17 protein-coding genes are annotated in these 20,593 nt (G+C 64.6%); 10 read left to right on the plus strand and 7 right to left on the minus strand.

Translation table 11 applies throughout. From position 1 onward, the window contains the following. Positions 1 to 28: 28 nt before the first annotated feature. From ligM to ACN0RC_RS06780, 3 genes are all read left to right on the plus strand, one after another. Positions 29 to 1,432: a vanillate/3-O-methylgallate O-demethylase gene (gene ligM, locus ACN0RC_RS06770; protein ID WP_417510073.1), complete on the plus strand. Its 1,404-nt coding sequence runs from the start codon at positions 29 to 31 to the stop codon at positions 1,430 to 1,432. Positions 1,433 to 1,515: 83 nt separating this feature from the next. Beyond that, on the plus strand, positions 1,516 to 2,826 hold the full coding sequence (locus tag ACN0RC_RS06775) for a protocatechuate 4,5-dioxygenase subunit alpha/beta (RefSeq protein WP_417510075.1): 1,311 nt from the start codon (positions 1,516 to 1,518) through the stop codon (positions 2,824 to 2,826). A gap of 16 nt (positions 2,827 to 2,842) precedes the next feature. After that, positions 2,843 to 3,610 carry an alpha/beta fold hydrolase gene (locus ACN0RC_RS06780; RefSeq protein ID WP_417510077.1) on the plus strand — a complete coding sequence of 256 codons (768 nt, stop codon included), beginning with the start codon at positions 2,843 to 2,845 and terminating at the stop codon, positions 3,608 to 3,610. Positions 3,611 to 3,666: 56 nt separating this feature from the next. Here ACN0RC_RS06780 and ACN0RC_RS06785 read toward each other — a convergent pair whose 3' ends face one another. The 4 genes from ACN0RC_RS06785 to ACN0RC_RS06800 all read right to left on the minus strand — a co-directional run bounded on the left by ACN0RC_RS06785 (position 3,667) and on the right by ACN0RC_RS06800 (position 11,501). Next, positions 3,667 to 6,099: a glycoside hydrolase family 2 TIM barrel-domain containing protein gene (locus ACN0RC_RS06785; RefSeq protein ID WP_417510079.1), complete on the minus strand. Its 2,433-nt coding sequence runs from the start codon at positions 6,097 to 6,099 to the stop codon at positions 3,667 to 3,669. 123 nt (positions 6,100 to 6,222) lie between these two features. Continuing rightward, positions 6,223 to 6,849: a TetR/AcrR family transcriptional regulator gene (locus ACN0RC_RS06790; protein WP_417510081.1), complete on the minus strand. Its 627-nt coding sequence runs from the start codon at positions 6,847 to 6,849 to the stop codon at positions 6,223 to 6,225. 105 nt (positions 6,850 to 6,954) lie between these two features. Next, the gene (locus tag ACN0RC_RS06795) at positions 6,955 to 9,726 is read right to left on the minus strand and encodes a family 78 glycoside hydrolase catalytic domain (RefSeq protein WP_417510083.1); all 2,772 of its coding nucleotides are present in this window, start codon (positions 9,724 to 9,726) and stop codon (positions 6,955 to 6,957) included. Then, entirely contained in the window at positions 9,723 to 11,501 is a 1,779-nt protein-coding gene (locus tag ACN0RC_RS06800) for a glycoside hydrolase family 3 protein (RefSeq protein ID WP_417510085.1), read from the minus strand. The genes ACN0RC_RS06795 and ACN0RC_RS06800 overlap by 4 nt, the downstream gene beginning before the upstream one ends. A 112-nt stretch (positions 11,502 to 11,613) precedes the next feature. Between ACN0RC_RS06800 and ACN0RC_RS06805 the strand changes: the two genes are divergently transcribed. Beyond that, a complete protein-coding gene (locus ACN0RC_RS06805) occupies positions 11,614 to 12,225 on the plus strand; it encodes a TetR family transcriptional regulator (RefSeq protein WP_417510087.1) in 612 nt (203 codons plus the stop codon). Here the strand turns inward: ACN0RC_RS06805 and ACN0RC_RS06810 are convergent. Next, the gene (locus ACN0RC_RS06810; RefSeq protein ID WP_417510089.1) at positions 12,209 to 13,408 is read right to left on the minus strand and encodes a cytochrome P450; all 1,200 of its coding nucleotides are present in this window, start codon (positions 13,406 to 13,408) and stop codon (positions 12,209 to 12,211) included. The two genes, ACN0RC_RS06805 and ACN0RC_RS06810, sit on opposite strands and share 17 nt — an antisense overlap. Before the next feature lie 14 nt (positions 13,409 to 13,422). Next, positions 13,423 to 14,400, minus strand: a complete 978-nt coding sequence (locus ACN0RC_RS06815) for a PDR/VanB family oxidoreductase (protein ID WP_417510091.1) — start codon at positions 14,398 to 14,400, stop codon at positions 13,423 to 13,425. Between the two features lie 127 nt (positions 14,401 to 14,527). Between ACN0RC_RS06815 and ACN0RC_RS06820 the strand changes: the two genes are divergently transcribed. From ACN0RC_RS06820 to ACN0RC_RS06830, 3 genes are read left to right on the plus strand one after another with little or no spacing between them, the layout of a single operon-like run. Next, positions 14,528 to 15,406, plus strand: coding sequence for an IclR family transcriptional regulator (locus ACN0RC_RS06820; protein WP_417510093.1), 879 nt, complete (start codon positions 14,528 to 14,530; stop codon positions 15,404 to 15,406). A gap of 9 nt (positions 15,407 to 15,415) precedes the next feature. Then, complete coding sequence (locus tag ACN0RC_RS06825; RefSeq protein ID WP_417510095.1) at positions 15,416 to 16,423, plus strand: NAD-dependent epimerase/dehydratase family protein; 1,008 nt, start codon at positions 15,416 to 15,418, stop codon at positions 16,421 to 16,423. 9 nt (positions 16,424 to 16,432) lie between these two features. After that, on the plus strand, positions 16,433 to 17,419 hold the full coding sequence (locus ACN0RC_RS06830; protein WP_417510097.1) for an aldo/keto reductase: 987 nt from the start codon (positions 16,433 to 16,435) through the stop codon (positions 17,417 to 17,419). A 40-nt stretch (positions 17,420 to 17,459) separates the two neighbouring features. Here ACN0RC_RS06830 and ACN0RC_RS06835 read toward each other — a convergent pair whose 3' ends face one another. Beyond that, on the minus strand, positions 17,460 to 18,455 hold the full coding sequence (locus tag ACN0RC_RS06835) for a pirin family protein (protein WP_417510099.1): 996 nt from the start codon (positions 18,453 to 18,455) through the stop codon (positions 17,460 to 17,462). Between the two features lie 77 nt (positions 18,456 to 18,532). On the opposite strand from ACN0RC_RS06835, the gene ACN0RC_RS06840 reads away from it, so the two are divergent. From ACN0RC_RS06840 to ACN0RC_RS06850, 3 genes are all read left to right on the plus strand, one after another. Further along, positions 18,533 to 20,140, plus strand: coding sequence for a sodium-dependent transporter (locus ACN0RC_RS06840; protein ID WP_417510101.1), 1,608 nt, complete (start codon positions 18,533 to 18,535; stop codon positions 20,138 to 20,140). Then, positions 20,137 to 20,271: a methionine/alanine import family NSS transporter small subunit gene (locus tag ACN0RC_RS06845; RefSeq protein WP_417510103.1), complete on the plus strand. Its 135-nt coding sequence runs from the start codon at positions 20,137 to 20,139 to the stop codon at positions 20,269 to 20,271. The genes ACN0RC_RS06840 and ACN0RC_RS06845 overlap by 4 nt, the downstream gene beginning before the upstream one ends. 124 nt (positions 20,272 to 20,395) lie before the next feature. After that, positions 20,396 to 20,569, plus strand: a complete 174-nt coding sequence (locus ACN0RC_RS06850; RefSeq protein ID WP_417510105.1) for a hypothetical protein — start codon at positions 20,396 to 20,398, stop codon at positions 20,567 to 20,569. Positions 20,570 to 20,593 lie beyond the last annotated feature (24 nt).

Raw genomic sequence — 20,593 nt, forward strand, 5'->3', positions numbered from 1 at the left:
CTCTACGGACAAGGAAGTCGAGGCTGTCATGGCTGGCAATCTGCAGGAGCTACTGGACGAGAAGGGGAGCGCCGTCGAGCTGCTCCGCAATTCACGTATCGGTACGTATATCTACCCCGTCGTGCCGGCGGAATTCTCCAACTGGCGACGTGAGCAGAAATCGTGGCGCGAGAGCGCAGTGCTGTTCGACCAGACGCACCACATGGTCAACTTCTTCGTGAAGGGCCCAGACGCACTGCGTCTTCTGAGCGAGACCGGCATCAACAGCTTCGCGAACTTCCCCGTGAACACGGCGAAGCAGTTCGTGCCGACCGCTTCCAACGGTGGCGTCATCGGCGATGGCATCCTTTTCCACGAGGCACAGGGCGAGTATGTCTACGTCGGACGCGCGCCGGCGGCGAACTGGCTGCAGTTCCACGCGGAGACCGGCGGGTACGACGTCGAGTTCCAGTACGACGACCGCTCGCCCTCTCGTCCGTACGGCGAGGCAGTGCACCGCGATTACTACCGGTTCCAGATTCAGGGCCCCAACGCCTGGCCGATCATCGAGAAGCTTGCCGGCGGGCCTGTCGAGAAGGTGAAGTTCTTCCACATGGGCCACATCGAGGTCGATGGGATGAACGTGCGCACGCTGCGCCACGGCATGGCAGGCGCGCCGGGTCTGGAGATCTGGGGTCCGTACGCCGAGCACGGCCGCATCCGCGATGCGATTCTGACGGCTGGCGCGGAGTTCGGCATCGAGCCGTGCGGCTCGCGTGCCTACTCGTCGAACACGCTGGAGTCGGGCTGGATCCCGTCGCCGCTTCCCGCGGTGTACTCGAGCGAGGGCGAGCGTGCCTACCGCGAATGGCTCCCGACGAACAGCTACGAGGCGACCAACGCCCTCGCTGGCTCGTTCGTGTCGGAGAACATCGAGGACTACTACCTGAATCCGTGGGAGCTGGGCTACGGCTCGTTCGTCAAGTTCGACCACGATTTCGTGGGTCGTGAGGCGCTCGAGAAGACCGATCCTGAGTCGCAGCGCAAGAAGGTCACCCTCGCGTGGAACACGGAAGACCTTTCCAAGGTCCTCTCCAACGTGGTTGACCACGATGGCCCCACGTACCAGTTCTTCGACCTGCCGAACGCGAACTACGGCTCCTCGAACTACGACGCCGTGATCGACGCTGACGGCAAGAACGTCGGTCTGTCGCTGTTCACCGGCGTCAGCGCGAACGAGCGTCGTGGCCTGTCGCTGGCCACTGTCGACCGGGACATCCCGACCGGCACCGAGGTGCGCGTGGTCTGGGGCGAGCCCGACGGCGGATCTGGGAAGACCACGGTCGAGCCGCACGAGCAGATCAGCGTGCGTGCCGTCGTCAGCCCGGTGCCTTACGCGGTGACCGCCCGTACCGAGTACCAGGGCGGATGGCGTTCCACAGGGGCGCTCTGATTTCATAACGCGACGGGGACGGATGCTGAGAACGAGCATTCGTCCCCGTCCGGTTTCCGGTGCATTGATGGAGGAGTTTGGGTATGGCGCTTGATTTGTCGTATAGGGATGTTCCGGGCACGACGGTGTTCGATGCGGAGCAGGCTCGTAAGGGTTTTCATCTGAACCAGTTCGCGATGTCGTTGATGAAGCCCGAGAACCGCGTGCGTTTCCTCGCCGACCAGCCCGCGTACCTGGACGAATGGCCGTTGAACCCGGTCCAGCGCCAGGCTGTGTTGGACATGGATCTGAACGCCATGATCGCTGAGGGTGGGAACATCTACTTCCTCGTGAAGATCGGCGCGACGCTGGGCCTGAGCGTTCAGCAGATGGCGGGCTCCATGACGGGCATGAGCGAGGCTGCGTATCGCGACATGATGGTCGGTGGTGGGCGTCGCCCTGAGGGGAATCGCCTGAAGGATTTGGATGGGTGGACGCCTCCTGCGCCGGGTGAGAAAGCGGATACGTTCCGTCCGGATGCTCCGGCGAAGTACACCTCGGCACTGTTCACCTCGCACGTGCCGGCGATTGGTGCGGCGATGGATCTCGGCAAGACCGAGGAGCCGTATTGGAAGAAGGTCTTCGACGGGTACCAGTGGACGCGCTCGTGGGTGAAGCATGAGAAACCCGACGTCGTCATCCTGGTTTACAACGACCACGCCACCGCCTTCGACGCATCGATCATTCCGACCTTCGTGCTGGGTACTGGCGCCGAGTATCCGGTTGCTGATGAGGGCTACGGCCCACGTCCGGTTCCGGACGTCAAGGGCTACCCGGAGCTGGCTGCGCACATCGCCCAGTCGGTCATTCAGGATGATTTCGATCTCACCCTCGTCAACGAGATGGTCGTCGATCACGGCCTGACCGTTCCGCTGTCGCTCGTGTTTGGTGAGCTCAGTCCTGAGGAGCAGTGGCCCGTGCGGGTCATCCCGCTTGCTGTCAATGTCGTGCAGTACCCGGTGCCCTCCGGTCGGCGTTGCTACGAGCTGGGTAAGGCGCTGCGCCGTGCGTTGGATAAGTGGGATGGCCCGGAGTTGAATGTGCAGATCTGGGGCACGGGTGGCATGAGTCACCAGTTGCAGGGTCCGCGTGCGGGGCTTATCAATGAGGAGTGGGATAACGCGTTCCTTGATCACTTGATCGCTGACCCGAAGGGTCTGACGGAGTGGTCGCACATGGAGTATGTCGATGAGGCGGGCTCGGAGGGTATTGAGCTGGTTGACTGGCTGATTGCTCGTGGGGCGATGGATGACCAGTTCGGCGGTGAGGCGCCGTCGGTGGATCACCGGTTCTATCACGTCCCGGCATCCAACACCGCTGTCGGACACCTCGTCCTCAGCAACCCGACACGCTAGGAACCAGGAACCGACAATGAATACCGGAACCGCGGGCTCCGCGCCCGCAACGAAACCCGCCCTTGTCCTGGTGCACGGCGCCTGGGGTGGCGCGTGGGTCTGGCGCCGCATACTCGCACCGCTGCGGGACGCGGGCTACGAAGTGCATGCGGTCACGCTTACCGGCGACGGTGATCGGGCGCACCTGCGCCGCCCTGACATCACCCTGCAGAGTCACATCGACGACGTCCTCGCCCTGATCGATGCCGAAGAACTCCACGATGTGATCCTCGTAGGCCACAGCTACGGCGGAATGGTGATCACCGGCGCAGCGGCCGCGCTACAATCGCGTCCGGCGTCTCCGTTGCGTGGGCTCGCCTATGTCGACGCGATGGTTCCCCTTTCCGGCGAAGGGTGGGGAGTCGCCCACTCGCCCGAGATCGCCGCCGCACGCCTCGCGGCCGCCGCGGTCCACGGCAACGCTTTACCGCCGCCAGACCCGGCAGAGGGCTTCGCCCTCAACGACGCCGACATCGAATGGCTGCGCCGCAGACACGTTCCGCACCCCTTCGGCATGTACCGCGAACCTCTCTCGTACGACGAGTCGCTGCTGCAACCGCTGCCGCGACTGTTCGTGGACTGCAATGAGCCGGCCTATCCGACGATCGAGCCGATCCGCAGGCGCGTGCGCGAGTCGCCCGGCTGGCAAGTGTCAGAGATCGCCACCGGACACTTCCCCATGGTCACTGAACCTGACCAGCTCGTCCGACATCTGCTGACCTTCACCGACAGCATCCCGAACTGACCCGCGCTGGCGCCGGTCATTTCGGGATGCGGGTGCGACAAGAGCAACCGCGTTGATCACTCTCCTGCGTGCACAACGAGCGTCTGCGTCTCATGTCCGTCCGCGGACACGGTGATGGTGATCTCACCTGCTCCATTGGGGCGGACGATCGCCTGGGCGCGCCCGTCGAACGTTCGGGTCCGATTCGCGAGATAGGACTCCGTGGTGCGGGGGTTCGCGCTGCCGAGGCCCAGGAGTTCGCCGGGTCCGCTCACTACAACTTCGACCTCGCAGTCCCGGTCGAGCCAGACGATCCCATCGGCGTCTTCTAACGCGATCGAGACGTAAGCCAGGTCATCAAGCGAACCGCGGATCGTGCTGCGGTCGACGTGTGCAGCGAGCGTGACGTCGTCGCTAGCTGATCGCAACACCTCGCGGCCTGTCTCCACTCCATTGACCGAGGACACCGCGACCAATTCACCCGCGGCGAATGGCACTGTGAACGTTGCCATGTAGCGGTGGTCAGGGCCAGCAGCGGCTGTGCCGACGGATACGCCGTTCAGCAGCAGCTCGACGGACTCCGACGCAGAGTACACCTCGACCACGACGGGGGTGCCGGATTCAGCAGACCAGGACCACGATGACACGCTGTCCGACCACGACCACGGGCCGCCCACGGCGACGAGCCCATCGGTCCGCGGCCGCTGAACAGCGATGTACGGGGCGGTGCGCAGTCCGAAGACGATCTCCCGAAAGTACGAAGCAGGACGGCGGAAGCCGGTGATGTCGATGTCGCCGCACCACGCGAGCTGCCAGGGGAAAGGACCAGAGGTCCCGCTGAATTCTGCTCCCGTGCCGGGCTCAATGTAGTCCATGCGGCCGATACCGGCCTCGCCGAGATAGTCCCAGCCCGTCCAAGTGAACTCGCCGATGACGTGATCGTTCTGGAGGATCAGCGGCCACGCAAGGTGCAGACGCGTCGCGAAGGTCTCGGTGCCGATGATGACGCGGTTAGGGAAGACCGACGCATCGGATGCATACCGACTGTCGCCGTAGTTGAGGCCAGCTGCATCGACTGCCGCGAAGCTCTCTTCGGTGCGCCGGGTGACGAGGTCGGAGCCGACGACGGAGGTCATCATCTCACCGGGGTCGGCCATCGTGTCGTTGATGTCGCGCGGGGTGTCGTCCGATCCTCCCAGCGGTGGCAGCTCTTTGATGACCGAGACAAGACCGTTGATGCTGTTGGTCGTGAATCGGGTGGAGTCGAGGGCGTGCACCTTCTCGGCGATCAGCCGGCCGAGGCGGGAACCATGCGGGCGACCCGTCTCGGGGATCTCGTTTCCGATCGAATAGAAAACGACAGACGGGTGATTGAAGTCCTTGGCGACGAGCGATTCGATGTCTCGTTCCCACCACTCCGGAAACGCCAGCGAGTAGTCGAAGGGTGACTTCGGCTCGGCCCACATGTCGAAGGACTCGTCCATGACGAGAACTCCGAGCCGGTCGCACGCGTCGAGTGTCTCTGGGCTGAGCGGATTGTGAGCACTGCGGATCGCGTTGAATCCCGCATCCTTGAGTATTTGAATGCGACGCTCTTCCGCGCGTGCGATCGCCCGTGCCCCGATGATTCCGTTGTCATGGTGGATGCACGCGCCCCGCAGCTTGACCGATTGGCCGTTGATGCGCAGGCCGTGCCGAGGATCGAGTTGGAGAGTGCGGATGCCGAAGGCCACAGCATCCGAATCCTCTGCGTCTTCGCCCGCGATCGACACCTCTGCACGATAGAGGGCAGGGCTCTCGAGGCTCCAACGTTGCGGGGAGTCGATCAAGAGGCGCTCGCGGACGACACCGGATTCTCCTGCAAGCAACGTGATCGGCGCCTGGCCGCGAGCGACGATCGACCCATCGGGAGCGCTGATCGCGACCGATGCGATGACGGTGCGGGTGTGGCGTCCATCATTCGTGACCGTCGTCTCGACCTGCACCAGAGCACCGTCGTCGTCGATATCGGGTGTAGAGACGCGTACGCCGTCGAGTGCGATGTGCACCTGCGGTCCGGTCGCCAAAGCGACATTGCGATGAATGCCGAGACCGGAGTACCACCGCGAGTCGTGGTGCGCGCGGGCCTCGACACGGATCACATTCGGCTCGTCGAATCGGAGGAAGGGGTCAATGTTGACCGTGAATCGTGAGTACCCACCCGGCCACTGTGCGGCGAAGTTGTCGTTGACGAACACCGTCGAGTCGCGGTAGACGCCATCGAACACAAGCGTGTGAACGAGCTCTGCTTCAGAGGGGTCGATCTCGAGCGTGCGGCTGTATTCCACAGCGCCACCGGGGAAATAGCCGCCGTGCTCGCGCGAGGGGGCGTCGGCGGACCGCTCGAATCCCAGCATCGCGTCGTGGGGGAGAGTGACGGTCGAAGTCGGGGCGGTGCTGCCATTGACACCCTCGAACAGTCCGCGTTTGGGTGACACGGACCAGTCGGTGAGCAGGGGGACTGTCTTCATGATGCGCCTTTGCGGTCGGGATCGAACGAGCTCATACGGTGAATCCTCAATAGTCGTTGGGGATTCATTGCGCGAGCTTATCCGTTCTAGCGCGCGCACGCAACGCTTCCGTTAGCGCAGAATTCAGATCTCGACAGTGGTGATCAGCCTGAGGTGGCGGCGCAGCGCGTCGGTGACACTCACTGAAGCCGGATCGATGAGCCAATGGATCTGGATGCCGTCCCACAATGCGAACGTCGAGGTCGCGGCATCCTCGGCGTCGACACCGGCGGCCAGAAGGCCCTCGTCTGCCATTGACTGGAACCCTTGACGGAATGCGCTGCGCGTGCGTTCGGCGCGCTCACGAAAATAGTCGGCACCCGGGTGGTCTACCGTTGTGGACTCCGCAGAGAGCACGGCATAGAGCGAGATCAGCCCGGGCACCCGATCGTTCCGCTTGGCGAGTTCGAGCAGCCCCCCGGGAAAGGACGCGGCATCCAACGACTCCAAGTCGGGCTTGCCGTCACTGTCGCGCGCCTGCTTGTCATCGAGCATTGCGCGCAGAAGCGCCTCTTTCGACCCGAAGTGGTGCAGGATCGTTGACGGATCAATGCCGATGCGAGCGGCAATATCTTTGAGTGAACCCGCGCGAAAACCAGCGGCGGCGAAGACCTCGAATGCGGCATCGAGGATCTCGCGGCGACGCGCATCAGTCTTTCGATACGGGCCACGTTTTCGCGGCGCATCAGGAGGGGTAGGTGATCCAGTCATCGACGATCTGCCTGAAATATCGTCGGGACCAACGTCAGAGCTCATGGCGTCAGAGTAGTCGGCGAAGGTGGCGGTTCACCGCCGTCGTCACGTGACACCTCCGATTCAGTCGTCAGCGCGCGTCGCCGCGAGAGCACCCAGCGCGCCCGCGAGGGCGCCGAATGCGGCCGGCGGCATGTCGTACAGCCCTGCCGGCAGCGGGTCCTCGACGTTCCAATCGATCCGGCGCCGCGCGAGCACCGCGTATGCGGGGTCCTGCTCCTCCAACGTCGCGAGAACAGTCGCCAGAGCATCCGCATCGTCGGCGATCTCGCGGAACGTTGATTCCAACGACGGCAGGGGGAGCTCGCCGCGCCCGGTGGGCGAGGGGATCGTCCATGAGTGCGCGCCGTGGCCGACCTCCACGATGGATCCATCCGGTAGGACGACTTCGGCGGTGGAATGGACCGGCACTGTGAGGCGCAGCACAATCGTTTCGGCCGACCGCTCCCACCCACCGATCACCCGACCGGATGGCGTGTCAATGGTCGTCGCCGCATGGTCGAGTCCGTCGACGAGCGTCGGAGCAAAGCGAATCCGGCGATACGCGCGCGAGGCGGCAGTGACGCCCGCGACCCGGCGGTGCAACCAGTCGACGACGGCGCCGAACGCGTAATGGTTGAAGCTCGTCATCTCTCCAGGGTTGACGGATCCGTCGGGGAGCATCGAGTCCCACCGCTCCCACACCGTTGTCGCGCCCATTGTGACGGGATAGAGCCACGAGGGGTAACCCGTCTGCAGCAGCAGTCGACCGGCTGTCTCAACGTGCCCTGTATCCACGAGTGCGTCGAGCACGAGAGGGGTGCCCACGAACCCTGTCGCGATGTGAAATGCCGTGCGGCGCGAGACATGCGCCAGTCGATTACCGAGTGCGTGACGCTGGGCAGGATCGATCGAGATGTCGAAGACGAGGGCCAGCGCATATGCCGTGGGCGCATCCGCGGTCATGCGCCCGAGAGGCGTCACATAGGCGTCCAAGAAGGCCTGACGCGTGCGCTCGGCGATCTCGGCATACCGCGCGATGAACTCGGGACGCCCGACCCGTGCTGCCGCACGAGCCACGAGATCTGCAGACCGGAACAGATACGCCGTGGCGACGATGTCACCCGGCGTCTGTGCAAGGCTCGGGGCATCCGGCGGTGCCAGCGGATCGAGCCAGTCGCCGAGCTGGTTATGGTTGGCCCAGAGTCCGTCCGCGTCCCGCAGCGGAAGGATGCTGTCGACCCACGCGCGCATGGAGTCGAACTGTCGCGCAAGGACTGCGTCATCGCCGAAGCGGTCAGCCAGCACGGTGGGAACTACTGTCGCAGCGTCTCCCCACGCTGCTGTCGGCGCGACGGGGAAGCGCAGCACATCCGGTACAACGAACGGCACGATCCCATCGCGCTTGCTCTGCTCGAAGGCGAGGTCCTCCAGCCAGTTCGACAGGAACCCATTGCAATCGAAGAGCGTTGCGGCGGTCGGGGCGAAAACCTGCGCGTCTCCGGTCCAGCCCATCCGCTCATCGCGCTGCGGGCAATCGCTGGGCACCGAGAGGAAGTTTCCGCGCATCGACCACACGACGTTCTCGTGCAACCTGTTGAGAAGCGGAGCAGAGGATTCGAACCAGGCAGTGCGACGCATGTCCGTGTGAATCACGACGGCGACGACGGCGCCGGGATCGAGCTCTCCGGGCCAGCCCGAGATCTCGGCGAAACGGAAGCCGTGGAACGTGCCGATCGGTTCGAGAACGCGATGCCCACTGCCATCCAGAATGTACCGGTCGGTCGCACTCGCGCGGCGGAGCGGCCGGGTCGCGAGCTCGCCGTTCTCGAGGACCTCTGCGTGGCGCACGGTGATCTCGGTTCCCTCCGGCCCGCTCACCGCAAGACGCAGGTTGCCCACCAGATTCTGACCGAAGTCGAGTCGATAGGTGTCGGCACTGGTGCGCTCGATGGACACCGGGGCGATGGTCTCGATCCTGCGGACGGGCTCGAAACTCCGGGCGATCGGAACAAGTGGCGTGTCAATGATCGCGGCGGGTGCGTGATCCGCTGGATCGCGCCGAAGGTCAACGGTCTCACCGGCGTAGATGCCAGAATCAACGACTTGCCACGTGCCGGTCGCGTGCCACGAAGCATCCGTTCCGATCACTTGTCGACGGCCATCTGACCAGCGCAGGTGAAGCTCGGCCGCGACGGCCGGCTGCTCTCCATACACGCGGGTGCCCTGCGGACCGAAGCCGTACTCCTCTGTGTACCAGCCGCCTGTCAGCGCGATGCGTACGTCGTGCGAGCCGGGGGAGAGTAACGGCAGGACGTCCATCGTGTCATGGAGGACGCGTGAATCGTAGCTCGTCCACCCCGGGCCGAGGACCGAATCATCGATCGGTGTGTCGTCGATGGTGACGGCGGCGATGCCGAGCGCGGAGACGTGCATGACCGCCGAGACGAGGCCATCGGCGACATCGATGGTGCGCGACAACAACACCGGGTGAGCCGGGCGAGTAGGCACGGCCAGGCCGATGAACGGTGCCTTCCACTCGGCGACCTGAGCAAGGCGAACGGCCAGCGGCGCGCTCCAATCGGATGCATCGCCCTCAGCCCCCACGACACGCAGTTCGACGGTGTGGGTGGCATCGTCTGCCAGGGGATCGAAGGGCCAGTCCACGAAAACGTGGTCATCCCCTTCGAGATGCACGACGTGCTCTCCGTCGAGACGGACCTGCGCTCCTGCCTGCTTCCATCCCGACGGGGCGGAGTCGACGATCCACGACAGGCGAGGACGATTGGTCGCGACGAATGGGGTGTCTCTGCGTCGCTCCGCCGAGACGGATCCTATACGGACGGGAGTGTTCATCGGCTCGCGCCTTCTCCTTCGAGCGACGAGTAGTTCGCACTCCAGCCTGCGGGGTACAGCGGAGCGACAGTGTCGCCGGGCACATCTGGTCTGCTCGCCGCGATCGCCGCCATGCTGCGCGGCAGCTCGAACGGGAGACGTCCTTCGGGAGCAACTCGACCGGTGAGCGCATCCAGCAGCGCCGTGTCGGACGCGCCGTAGTCGCCGACGATCACGGTGGCGAATTCATCGAGGGGCGTGAGGATCGCCGGGCGGCTGAGCGTGACCGAGACGATCAGCGGAACCTGCGCTGCGACGGCGCGCAGCTGCTCGACGACTTCGGTGGGGAATTCCAGCGACCCCTGCTCCATCCCCGCTTCGAGGAAATACTGGTCGCGAGGCTCGAACGGCGCCGACAGCCGCGCGATCGCGACATCGGCATTCTCCAGGTCGGCAGCTTCCCAACCTGTTGGCAGCGAGTCGGGGTCGAGTCCGCGAACGTGCACGCGTCGGGGGCTTGTCAGCGGCAGCGCGTTGCCTGGGCACTTCAGCACGGTGATCGCCCGCGATTGAGCGTGAAGGCCCAGTGCGACGTGCTCACGAGCGGGCATCAGTGCGACATCGGGCACAGACGATCCCGAATCGTCGCCGTTGAGTCTCAGCATGACGTCGACGATTCGCGTTGCGGCGTCGTCGATGCGGTCTTCGCTGACAAGATCATCGTCAAGCAGGCGGAGCAGCTGTGACGTGTCGCTCTCGCCGCCGAGCTGATCGACGCCCGCGGCGAAAAGACGCGCCATTCGACCCGCGGAGTCGAGATGTTCGACGCCCCATGCACGGGCAGGGAACGGCTTACCGAACACGTGTGCGTCGGTGATGAGTCCAAAGTCACTCAGCACGACACCGGCAAAGCCCAGCTCGTTCCGAAGCAGATCAGTGATGAGCGCACGATTGAATGCGAATCCGACCTCCTCGACCCGGTGACCATTGCGAGTCAGACCGACAGGCATGCCGTAGTAGGGCATGATCGCCGCGACGCCAGCGGCGATCGCGGTGCGGAACGGAAGAAGGTGCTCCTCGAAACGTCCGCCCGGGTACACCTGTTCGCGTCCGTAGGGGAAGTGCGGATCTTCGCCGTCCTTCTGCGGGCCTCCACCGGGGAAGTGCTTGACCGTAGCCGCAACGCTCGTGCTGCCGAGTTCTGGGCCCTGGAGCCCGGCGAGGAACGCGGAAAGCAGACGCGATGTGAGTGCGGGGTCGGACCCGAAGCTCTGTGCCTGGCGTGCCCACCGTGCGTCGGTGGCGAGGTCGACCTGCGGGTGCAACGCCATGCGAATGCCCATCGCGCGATAATCGTCGCGAACGATCCGGGCGAACGTCTCGACAAGCTCCGGGTCGTCAAGAGCGCCGAGACCTATCGGTTCAGGCCACTGCGAAACGCCATTCGCGCGATGTGTCGCGCCCATGTTGCTGAGGAACGAGTGACGCGGGTCGCTCGAGAAGACAATGGGCAGCCGCGATCCGTGCGATGTAGCGATCTCCTGCAGCCGAGCGAGCACTGCCGCGGTTTCGACTGGAGACGGGATTGACGCGAGACAGAAATGGCGGATGCCGCGATCCACGATCAATTCTCGGCTGGACGGCCCGAACGGCGAAGGCGCATCCGGGTCGTGGTCTGCGCCGATCGTGAGGATCGGGTGAAAGAGCAATCCTGCTTTTTCTTGTGTGCTCAAGCTTGCGACGACCTCGTGGGCACGAGTGCGGTGATCGGGAACGGCCGACGGAGAGTGAATCATCACTTTTCTTTCATGACGGTTATAGCGAAACTGTGGCGACGACGAAAAGCTAGCACGAAAACCTTAAGTAGTGAAAGTTTTAAGATGTGAAAGGTTTTGGTAGCGTGGCTGGATGTCACGCAGACCTGGCCCACGCGGTGAGTATGCCAAGACCCCGAAGCGGCGCGAGGAGATTCTCGACGCCGCGTTCGGGGTGTTTGCGCGCTACGGGTATCTGAACAGCTCGATGAGCGAGATTGCCAAGCGTGCGGGGATGACGCTACCTGGTGTGACTCATCACTTTCCGACGAAGCCTGGTCTCCTCGAGGCTGTCCTGAAACAACGCGATCTCGACGCGGTGCGTCACCTCCAGGGGCGGCACGGTGTCGAACTCCTCCGTGGTCTGCTCGCGATTGCCGAGCGAGACCAGGATGACCGGGGCCTCACACAGCTGTTCGCAATCCTCTCCGCAGAAGCGACGGCTGACGACCACCCCGCCCACGTGTACTTCCGCGAACGCTACGAGCTGATTCTGCGCACGGTGCGCGGAGCGTTCGAAGAGGCTGCTGAACATGGTGACGTGCGCGAGGGGATCACTCCGGCAGAAGCCGCGCAGACCTACGTCGCTCTCTCCGATGGACTTCAGCTCCAGCGTCTCTACGACGTCGGCCACGAGAGCCAACTTGCCGTGACTCGCCGGTTCCTAGACAGCGTCCTCACGGTGGCCATCAACGACGCACGATGACGGGCATGCTCTCCCAGCCGCGCAGCGTGTTGTTGAGGTGTCGCCGTGGAGTTCCTGCGAGTTCGATGGATGACACTCGATCCAGGAGCGCGTCGAGCAGCGTTACTGCCTCCAGCCGTGCGATGTGCTGGCCGACGCACTGATGGATGCCCATGCCGAATCCGACGTGACCGGAGGGGTCTCGTGACAGATCAAATCGCTCGGGCTCGATCCACCGTCGCGGATCGTGGTTCGCCGCGCCGAGGAACATAAGTACCTTGCGTTCTGGCCCGAGCACAGTATCTGCGATCCGAGTTTCAACGGTTGTGGTGCGGAAGAAGGTCTGCACCGGAGATTCGAGGCGGATCGCCTCTTCGAAGGCGCGCGGCAGCAGCCCTCTCTCGGCACGGAGTCGCTGCCATTGATCCGGATGCGTGGCGACGGCATGGAGCACGGCGGAGATGCCGGTGACGGTCGTGTCCACGCCAGCGGTCAGCAGTGACCGGACGATGAGCGGCGCCTGGTCGTATCCGATCTCACCGCGGTCGGCGGCCTCCCAGATCTGCGCGCCGAACCCTGTCTCGCTGAGATTCTCGCGGCGGCACTGCGCAGCGATCCACTCGACCGTCGGGCCGATGGTCTTCGCCGGATCGGTGACGCGTTCGTTCATCGGACCGAATGCATTGAAGGCGAAGTCGCCGTAGGGGAGGAGGTTTTCCCTGTTGTGCGGTCCGATTCCCACCGCGTCCGGGAAAACACGCAGAGGGAAGGGCTCGGCGAGCGACGTCACGGCATCGAACTCGTTGCCCTCCGACAGCACTCGTTCCACCAGGGCGACGGCATCTGCCTGCCAGCGTGACTCCAGTGATCGCAGCCTCCGCGGCGACAGCAGCTGCGACAGAACGGCGCGCGGGGCATCGTGGCGAGGCGGGTCGGCTTCCAGCAGAAGGCTGGGCGGACGCCACGGCGCTTCGTGGTTGAAGTTGCTGAGCCCTACGCCAGCGCCCGACTGCAGAGACTGCCAATCGGTCAGCGCGCGGTGGACATCGTCATAGCGCGCGACGGCGTGGACATCGTAGCGAGGCAGGAAGACGACGGCACCGAGCTCGCGCAATTCTTCGTGGAAGGGCAACGGGTCACTGAGGAATTCAGTGGAGAACGGATCGATATCCGAGACAGGAATCGAGGGTGCGGTGGTGGGCATTGTTTCTCCGAGGATCAGATGTCAAGCACGAGCTGTGCGTCGAGACTGCGTGAGACGCAGGGGAATAAGCATTCTGAAGACGAGCGCTCCGCGTCATTCAGCAGAGAGTCGCGATGGTCTGCTCGGCCGGCGATAACGCCGGTTTCGCAGGTTCCACATACCCCTTGGCCGCACGAGGTCAGCACATCGACGCCGATGCGGCGCAGTGCGCTGACCACGCTCTCTTCGACCGCCACGGTGGTAGAACGGCCAGAGCGGGCGGCAACGACATCGAAAGCGGTCGCGGGTGAGGACGAGTTCGCGGATGCAGTGAATCGCTCCACCTTCGCCGGATGACCCCCTTCGGGCGCGCCCCATGCTTCGACGTCATCCAGCAACCGCGTCGGTCCACAGGCGTAGAGACGTTCAGCGCTGTCGATCGGTCGCCACGCATCGAGGTCGGCGCGTCCGAGTTCATCCGCGCAGTGGATGGTGACCCGATCGGTGAAGGCGGCCAGCTCGTCGGCATATGCGAGCGTCGCTCTGCTGCGGCCCAGGTAGAGGAGCCGCCAATCGGCGCCCAGCAACTCGGCCTGATGGATCATCGGAAGCAGAGGTGTGATGCCGATACCGCCTGCCACGAACAGGTATCGGCCGGACGGTGCGAGGCGGAAGTTGTTCCGCGGTCCACCGAACCGCAGCACATCGCCCTCGCGCACGGTGTCGTGCAGTGCGATGGATCCGCCGGATCCGCCCGGCTCGCGCTGCACGGCGATCCGGTATGTATACGCGTCCCATCGGTCACCGCAGAGTGAGTACTGGCGGGTGGTGCCGTCGTCGAGAATGACGTCGATGTGTGCGCCGGGTGACCAATCTGGCAAGCGCGTGCCGTCCAGAGCGCGAAGATTGAACTCCACGACGCTGGCTGAGATCTCACGTAGGTGTGCCACGACCAGGCGTCCGCTCGACGTGTCGCGCGGTGTGGGGATGGTGTCGACTGTGGTCGAGGACAAGTTCGTCTCCTCTTCGTTGAGGTTCCGACGGCGGTGTCGGTGAGAGAACGGTATCTTCACGGGGCACCGCACCCGGTTCTCAATTCCATTGAACGGAAACGAGAGTAGTGTGCGTGAAGGAGGCACGATGGCGCGGGGGTCTGCAGGAGAATCGGTGCTGAGCAAGCACCTGCGAGTGCTGGATGCGTTCGACGCGCTCCGGCCGTTCCTCACGCTGGCCGAGATATCGGATGCGGCGGCGCTTGCTCCCTCAACAGCACACAGGCTGGTCGCGGAGTTAGAGCGTGAGGGACTGCTTGAGCGGCTCCCCGACCGGTCATATCGACTCGGAGTGCGCCTGTGGGAGTTCGCTTCGCGCACGCCGGGTGCGCTGGGGCTGCGTGAGTTGGCGCGACCATGGATGAACGCTGTGCACAGCCGCATCGCGCAGCACACGCAGCTCGGTGTCTTGAACGGGCTCGACGTCCTCTTCATCGAGCGGATGTCCACCCGCGGTGCCGTGGTCAACGCGACGCTCATCGGTGGTCGTATTCCTCTCGCCGTGAGCTCCAGCGGCCTGGTGCTTCTCGCACATGCTGGTGACGATGTCGTCAGCGAGGTGATTCGCGTAGGGTGGCCCCACCAGACTCGGCACACGCTGACCGACGGTGCCGCGTTGCGCGATCGGCTTCGCCGGGTGCGTGCGGATGGATACGCGGTGCTGGACGGGCACATCTATGAAGAGTCACGCGGCATCGCGGTGCCTGTTTTCGGGCCGCATGGCGGGGTCTACGCGGCGCTCAGCGTTGTGGTGCCCGTCGAGGAGGCGTCGCCTGCCGGTGCGATCGAGATGCTCGTGGTCGCAGCGGCCGGAATCACAAGGTCACTGAGTGACGCATACCTGAGCGGACTCGTTGCAGCGCCGGACGGCTCACCTGCCGGGATCGGGCCCCTGGTCAGTACCTCTCTGGCGACCGTGGAGTACTTCGCGAAGCGAGAGGAAAAGAGCACCGGTGAGCTTCGATAGCATGCGTGCATGGCTGACATGAAGGTACTGTTCATCGGTGGGACCGGGATCATCTCCTCCGCGGCGAGCGCCCTCGCGGCGCAGCGCGGCATGGCGGTGACCCTGCTCAATCGCGGGCAGTCGCGCCGTGCACCCGCGGAGGGCGTCGAGGTACTGACGGCCGACGTCTCGGATGCCGCGGCCGTCGATGCTGCCCTCAGTGGTCGTGAGTTTGACGTCGTCGTGGACATGGTCGCGTTCACACCCGACCAGGTGCAGCGCGATATCGATCGCTTCGAAGGCCGCACGGGCCAGTACATCTTCATCAGCTCCGCATCCGCCTACCAGAAGCCGGTTGCGCGCCTGCCGATCACAGAATCGACGCCGCTGCGCAACCCCTACTGGCAGTACTCTCGCGACAAGATCGCATGCGAGGAGCTGCTGGCCCGCGCGTACCGTGACCGGGCGTTCCCGGTGACGGTGCTGCGTCCATCGCACACCTACGACAAGTGGACGGTCCCCGCATTCGGAGGGTGGACAGCGATCGACAGAATCCGGCGCGGCGAGGAGATCGTCGTTCACGGCGACGGCACGTCGCTGTGGACCCTCACACATGCGAGTGACTTCGCGGTCGGATTCGTCGGACTCCTCGGCAACCCGCTCGCCTACGGAGACACATTCCAGATCACCAGCGATTTCGTCTACACGTGGAACGAGATCTACACGATCCTCGGTCGAGCTGCAGGGGCGGAGCCAAAACTCCGCTACGCCACCAGCGCCGCGATCGAGCAGGCAGCTCCCGAGCGCGCAGGTCAGCTCCTGGGAGACATGGCGCACTCTGTGATCTTCGACAACACGAAGATCCGTCAAGTGGTGCCCGACTTCACCCCGACCGTCGCATTTCACCTCGCGGCTCGGGAGATCATCGAATGGCATGACGCCCACCCGGAGCTGCAGCGTGTCGACCCCGGCCTGGACGCACTCTTCGCTGAGCTGGTGTCCCGCAGTCCGGGCCGCGCTCACTCCGGTTCATCGTAGACTCGGCCCATGCAACATCGCCCCCTGGGTCGCACTGGCCGCGACGTCTCCACCATCGGTCTCGGAACCTGGCAGCTCGGTGCCGATTGGGGTGATGTGAGTGAAGCCGACGCCCGTGCCGTGCTCGATGCGAGTGCGCAATCCGGAGTCACCTTCTTCGACACGGCCGACGTCTACGGCGACGGACGCAGTGAATCGATCATCGGGCAGTGGCGACGCGATAACCCTGATGTCGAGCTGACGGTCGCCACCAAAATGGGGCGCCGCGAGGAGCAGATCCCGGCCAACTATGTGTACGAGAATTTCCGTGATTGGACCGATCGCAGTCGCCGCAACCTCGGCGTCGACACGCTCGACCTCGTGCAGCTGCACTGCCCGCCGACCGCGGTATACGCGGATGACGCGGTGTTCGACGCGCTCGATCGCCTCGTCGAAGAGGGAGCCATCGCGAACTACGGCGTGAGCGTCGAGACGACTGCCGAAGCGCTCGCCGCGATCGCACGTCCCCGCGTCGCGACGGTGCAGATCATCCTCAATGCGTTCCGGTTGAAGCCGCTTGATGAGGTCCTTCCGGCAGCGATCGACGCCGGCGTCGGCATCATCACGCGCGTGCCGCTCGCGAGCGGACTTCTCTCGGGGCGCTACTCCCGCGACACGGTCTTCGCCGCGAACGATCACCGCAGCTTCAACAGGCACGGCGAGGCTTTCGACCAGGGCGAGACCTTCTCCGGCGTCGACTACGACGAGGGAGTGGAGGCAGCGCACGAGTTCTCCGCGCTCGCCGAAGACGCCGGGCTCGCACCGGCGACCGCAGCCCTCGCGTGGGTCTCGCAGCTCCCGGGCGTCTCGTCTGTCATTCCTGGCGCACGCAGCGTCGCGCAGGCTCGATCGAACGCAGCGGCGGGCTCGGTGCCGGAGCTGGACGAGGCCTTCACCGCATCCGTGCGAGAGCTTTACGACCGCCGCTTCCGCGCCGCCGTCCACCCGCGCTGGTGACGGAGCGGGCAGGCGGCGATCGGCTGCGATCGCCGCTCTGCTATTCCCGCGCCTTCAACCGCACGCTCGGCAGGGGAGGCGCGGGAAGCGGATCGCGCTGACCGGGGGGAAATTCTCCGAACAGCTTCGGTTTGCCCGCATCCGCCGGATCCTCCGGCTCGAACCCGAGCTCGGACTGGTATCGGCGACGGAACTCCACGACGTCCTCGTGCGAGCGTCCGATGAAGTTCCACCACATCGCGATGCGCTCGCCGAGGGGCACACCGCCCAGAAGGACCACGCGCGCGCCCTCGGGGCCGGCGGCGAGCTGCAGCACGTCTGATCCGGTCGGCACGTAGGCGAGCGCGCGATGTGCGAGCGCCGTTCCGTTCACCGATACGGTTCCCGTCTCGGCCAGCACACCGTGTTCGAAATCGGTGCGCACGCTGAGCGTGACGGATGCCCCGGCCTCCAACACCAACTCCGCGCCGAGAAGATCCGGCGTCCGCGTATCGACGGGAGCCACCGACCCCAGCAGCTCGCCGATGAAGACCCGCGCCGTGAGACCCGTTCGCGTGACAGCATCCGGCACGTAGTGAATGAACTCGTTGTCGCCGAACCTGGTCGATTCCGGCATGGCGTACCAGAGCTGCACGCCGTGGAGCGTGCGCGTCTCTGGCGTGCTGATCTCGGAGTGCGTGATGCCGCGCCCGGCGATCATCAGGTTCAGCTCACCAGGGCGCACCTCGGCGGCGTTGCCGCCGGAATCGAGATGGTCGATGCTTCCGGTGAACAACCACGAGACCGTCGCCAGTCCGGTATGCGGATGCCGCGGCACCTCCATCCCGCCGGTATCGGCGACATCGTCCGGGCCGTAATGATCGAGGAAGCACCACGCGCCGACGAACGAGTGCCCCTTCGACGGAAGCGTGCGGTAGACGGTCATCGCCCGCGGCCCGCCGAGCGGCACTTCGCGCGGCTCGAGGACCTCCACGCCGACGCACGGTTCGCCGGACGCGAGCACGGCCTCTTCGGGCTTCTTCTCGAGGTTCGTCATCTGCGCGCTCCGTTCTCCGCGTCACCGCTTCGCTTTAGTTCCTCACCATAATCGGCGCTTCGCGGTAAGGTCGGCGCATGACATCCGCACGCCCACAGACCGCGAAGCGCGAAGCCTTCGGCTCGCGCAATGTCTTCATCCTCTCGGCGATCGGCTCAGCCGTCGGCCTGGGAAACATCTGGCGTTTCCCGTACGTCGCCTACGAGGGCGGAGGGGGCGCATTCCTCATCCCATATCTCTGTGCGCTGCTGACCGCCGGCATCCCGCTGCTGTTCTTCGACTACGCGATCGGCCACCGCTTTCGCGGCTCCGCGCCTCTCGCTTTCCGCCGCCTGCACCGCGCCGCCGAACCACTCGGGTGGTGGCAGGTGCTCATCTGCGTCGTGATCTCGGTCTACTACGCCGTGATCATCGCCTGGGCGGCGATGTACACGTGGTTCTCGGTCCAGCTCTCCTGGGGCGAGGGCAACGAGAACGACTTCTTCTTCGGCGAGTTCCTGAACATGGGCGACGTCTCCACCGGCATCTCGATGGAGTTCGTCCCGCAGGTGGGCATTCCGCTGCTGATCGTATGGCTGGTCACCATCGTCATCATGGGTCTCGGTGTCAAGCGCGGCATCGGCGCCGCCAACACCGTGCTCCTGCCGCTGCTGACGGTCATGTTCATCGTGCTCGTGGTTCAGGCACTGTTCCTGCCCGGTGCGATGGACGGACTGAACGCCTTCTTCACCCCGAACTGGGAAGCACTCGGTGACCCGGCGGTGTGGGCGAGCGCCTATGGGCACATCTTCTTCTCGCTGTCGGTGGCCTTCGGCATCATGGTCACGTACTCGTCGTACCTCAAGCGCAAGACCGACCTCACCGGTTCCGGCCTCGTCGTCGGCTTCGCGAATTCGGGCTTCGAGATCCTCGCTGGCATCGGCGTGTTCGCGGCCCTCGGGTTCATGGCACAGGCGCAGTCGGCCGAGGTGTCCGACGTAGCATCCGCCGGTATCGGCCTGGCCTTCGTCGCGTTCCCGACGATCGTCTCGCAGGCGGCCGGGGGCCCGATCATCGGCGTACTGTTCTTCGGTGCATTGACCTTCGCCGGGCTCACATCGATGATCTCGATCCTCGAGGTCATCGTCGCGGCCATCCAGGACAAGCTCGGCTGGGGTCGCGTGCGCGCGACGCTCACCGTCACGATCCCACTCGCGGTGATCTCGATGGCGTTCTTCTCGACGACCACCGCGCTCGCCGTGCTCGACACGACGGATGCCTTCGTCAACGCGTTCGGCATCATGGCAGTAGCCCTCGTCGCCGTTATCGTCGTCGCGTGGGTGCTGCACAAGCTGCCGGTTCTGCAGGAGCACCTCAACCGCCGCTCCAGCTTCCGTGTCGGGCTGATCTGGAAGCTGCTCGTTGGACTGCTCGCGCCCATCGTGCTCGGCTACCTGTTCATCAGTGAGCTGATCTCGAAGAGCCAGGACCCGTACGGAGGCTATCCGGAGTGGTTCCTGGGGATCTTCGGTTGGGGCATGGTCATCGCCCTCGTAGTGCTCGCCATCCTGCTCTCGCTCATCCCATGGAGCGGACGCTCGCATGCGAAGGACGATGCGGAGTACGACGAGTTCCTCGTCGAGGAGAGTTACGAACCGGATGCTGAGACCGGAACGATCCGGACGACGAAGGGAGCGGGCGCATGACAACCGCGGCCATCATCTTCATGATCATCGCGATGATCACCGTATGGGGCGGGCTCATCGCCGCGATCGTGAATCTCGTGCGGCATCCTGAGGAGTCCGATACGGAGCCGGCGCCGCCCATCGAACTGTGACTGTGCGGCACGCACGAGTAACACAACACGCGACGGGTGGACCTGTTCGCATGCTCGAGTCAAGGCCCTGGCACGCCCGACAGTTCGTCTGACACGGTGTGCTCACCGACGAAAGGAATCTACGATGACTGATGCGAAGGACCCACGCGAAGAGCAGCAGCTGGCCGATGTCCCCGTTGAGGAGACTAGGGACGACGACACCGGCTTCGAGCCGATCACGCCCGACGGCGTCGATGAAGGAACCCCCGCGGTAGCCGATCCCAAGGATTCCCAGAATCCTCCTCCTCGCCGTCTCTGACGGTGGCCGAGGCGATCCGCATCT

Source organism: Microbacterium sp., assembly GCF_048259935.1.
In the GTDB taxonomy this organism is placed as follows: domain Bacteria; phylum Actinomycetota; class Actinomycetes; order Actinomycetales; family Microbacteriaceae; genus Microbacterium.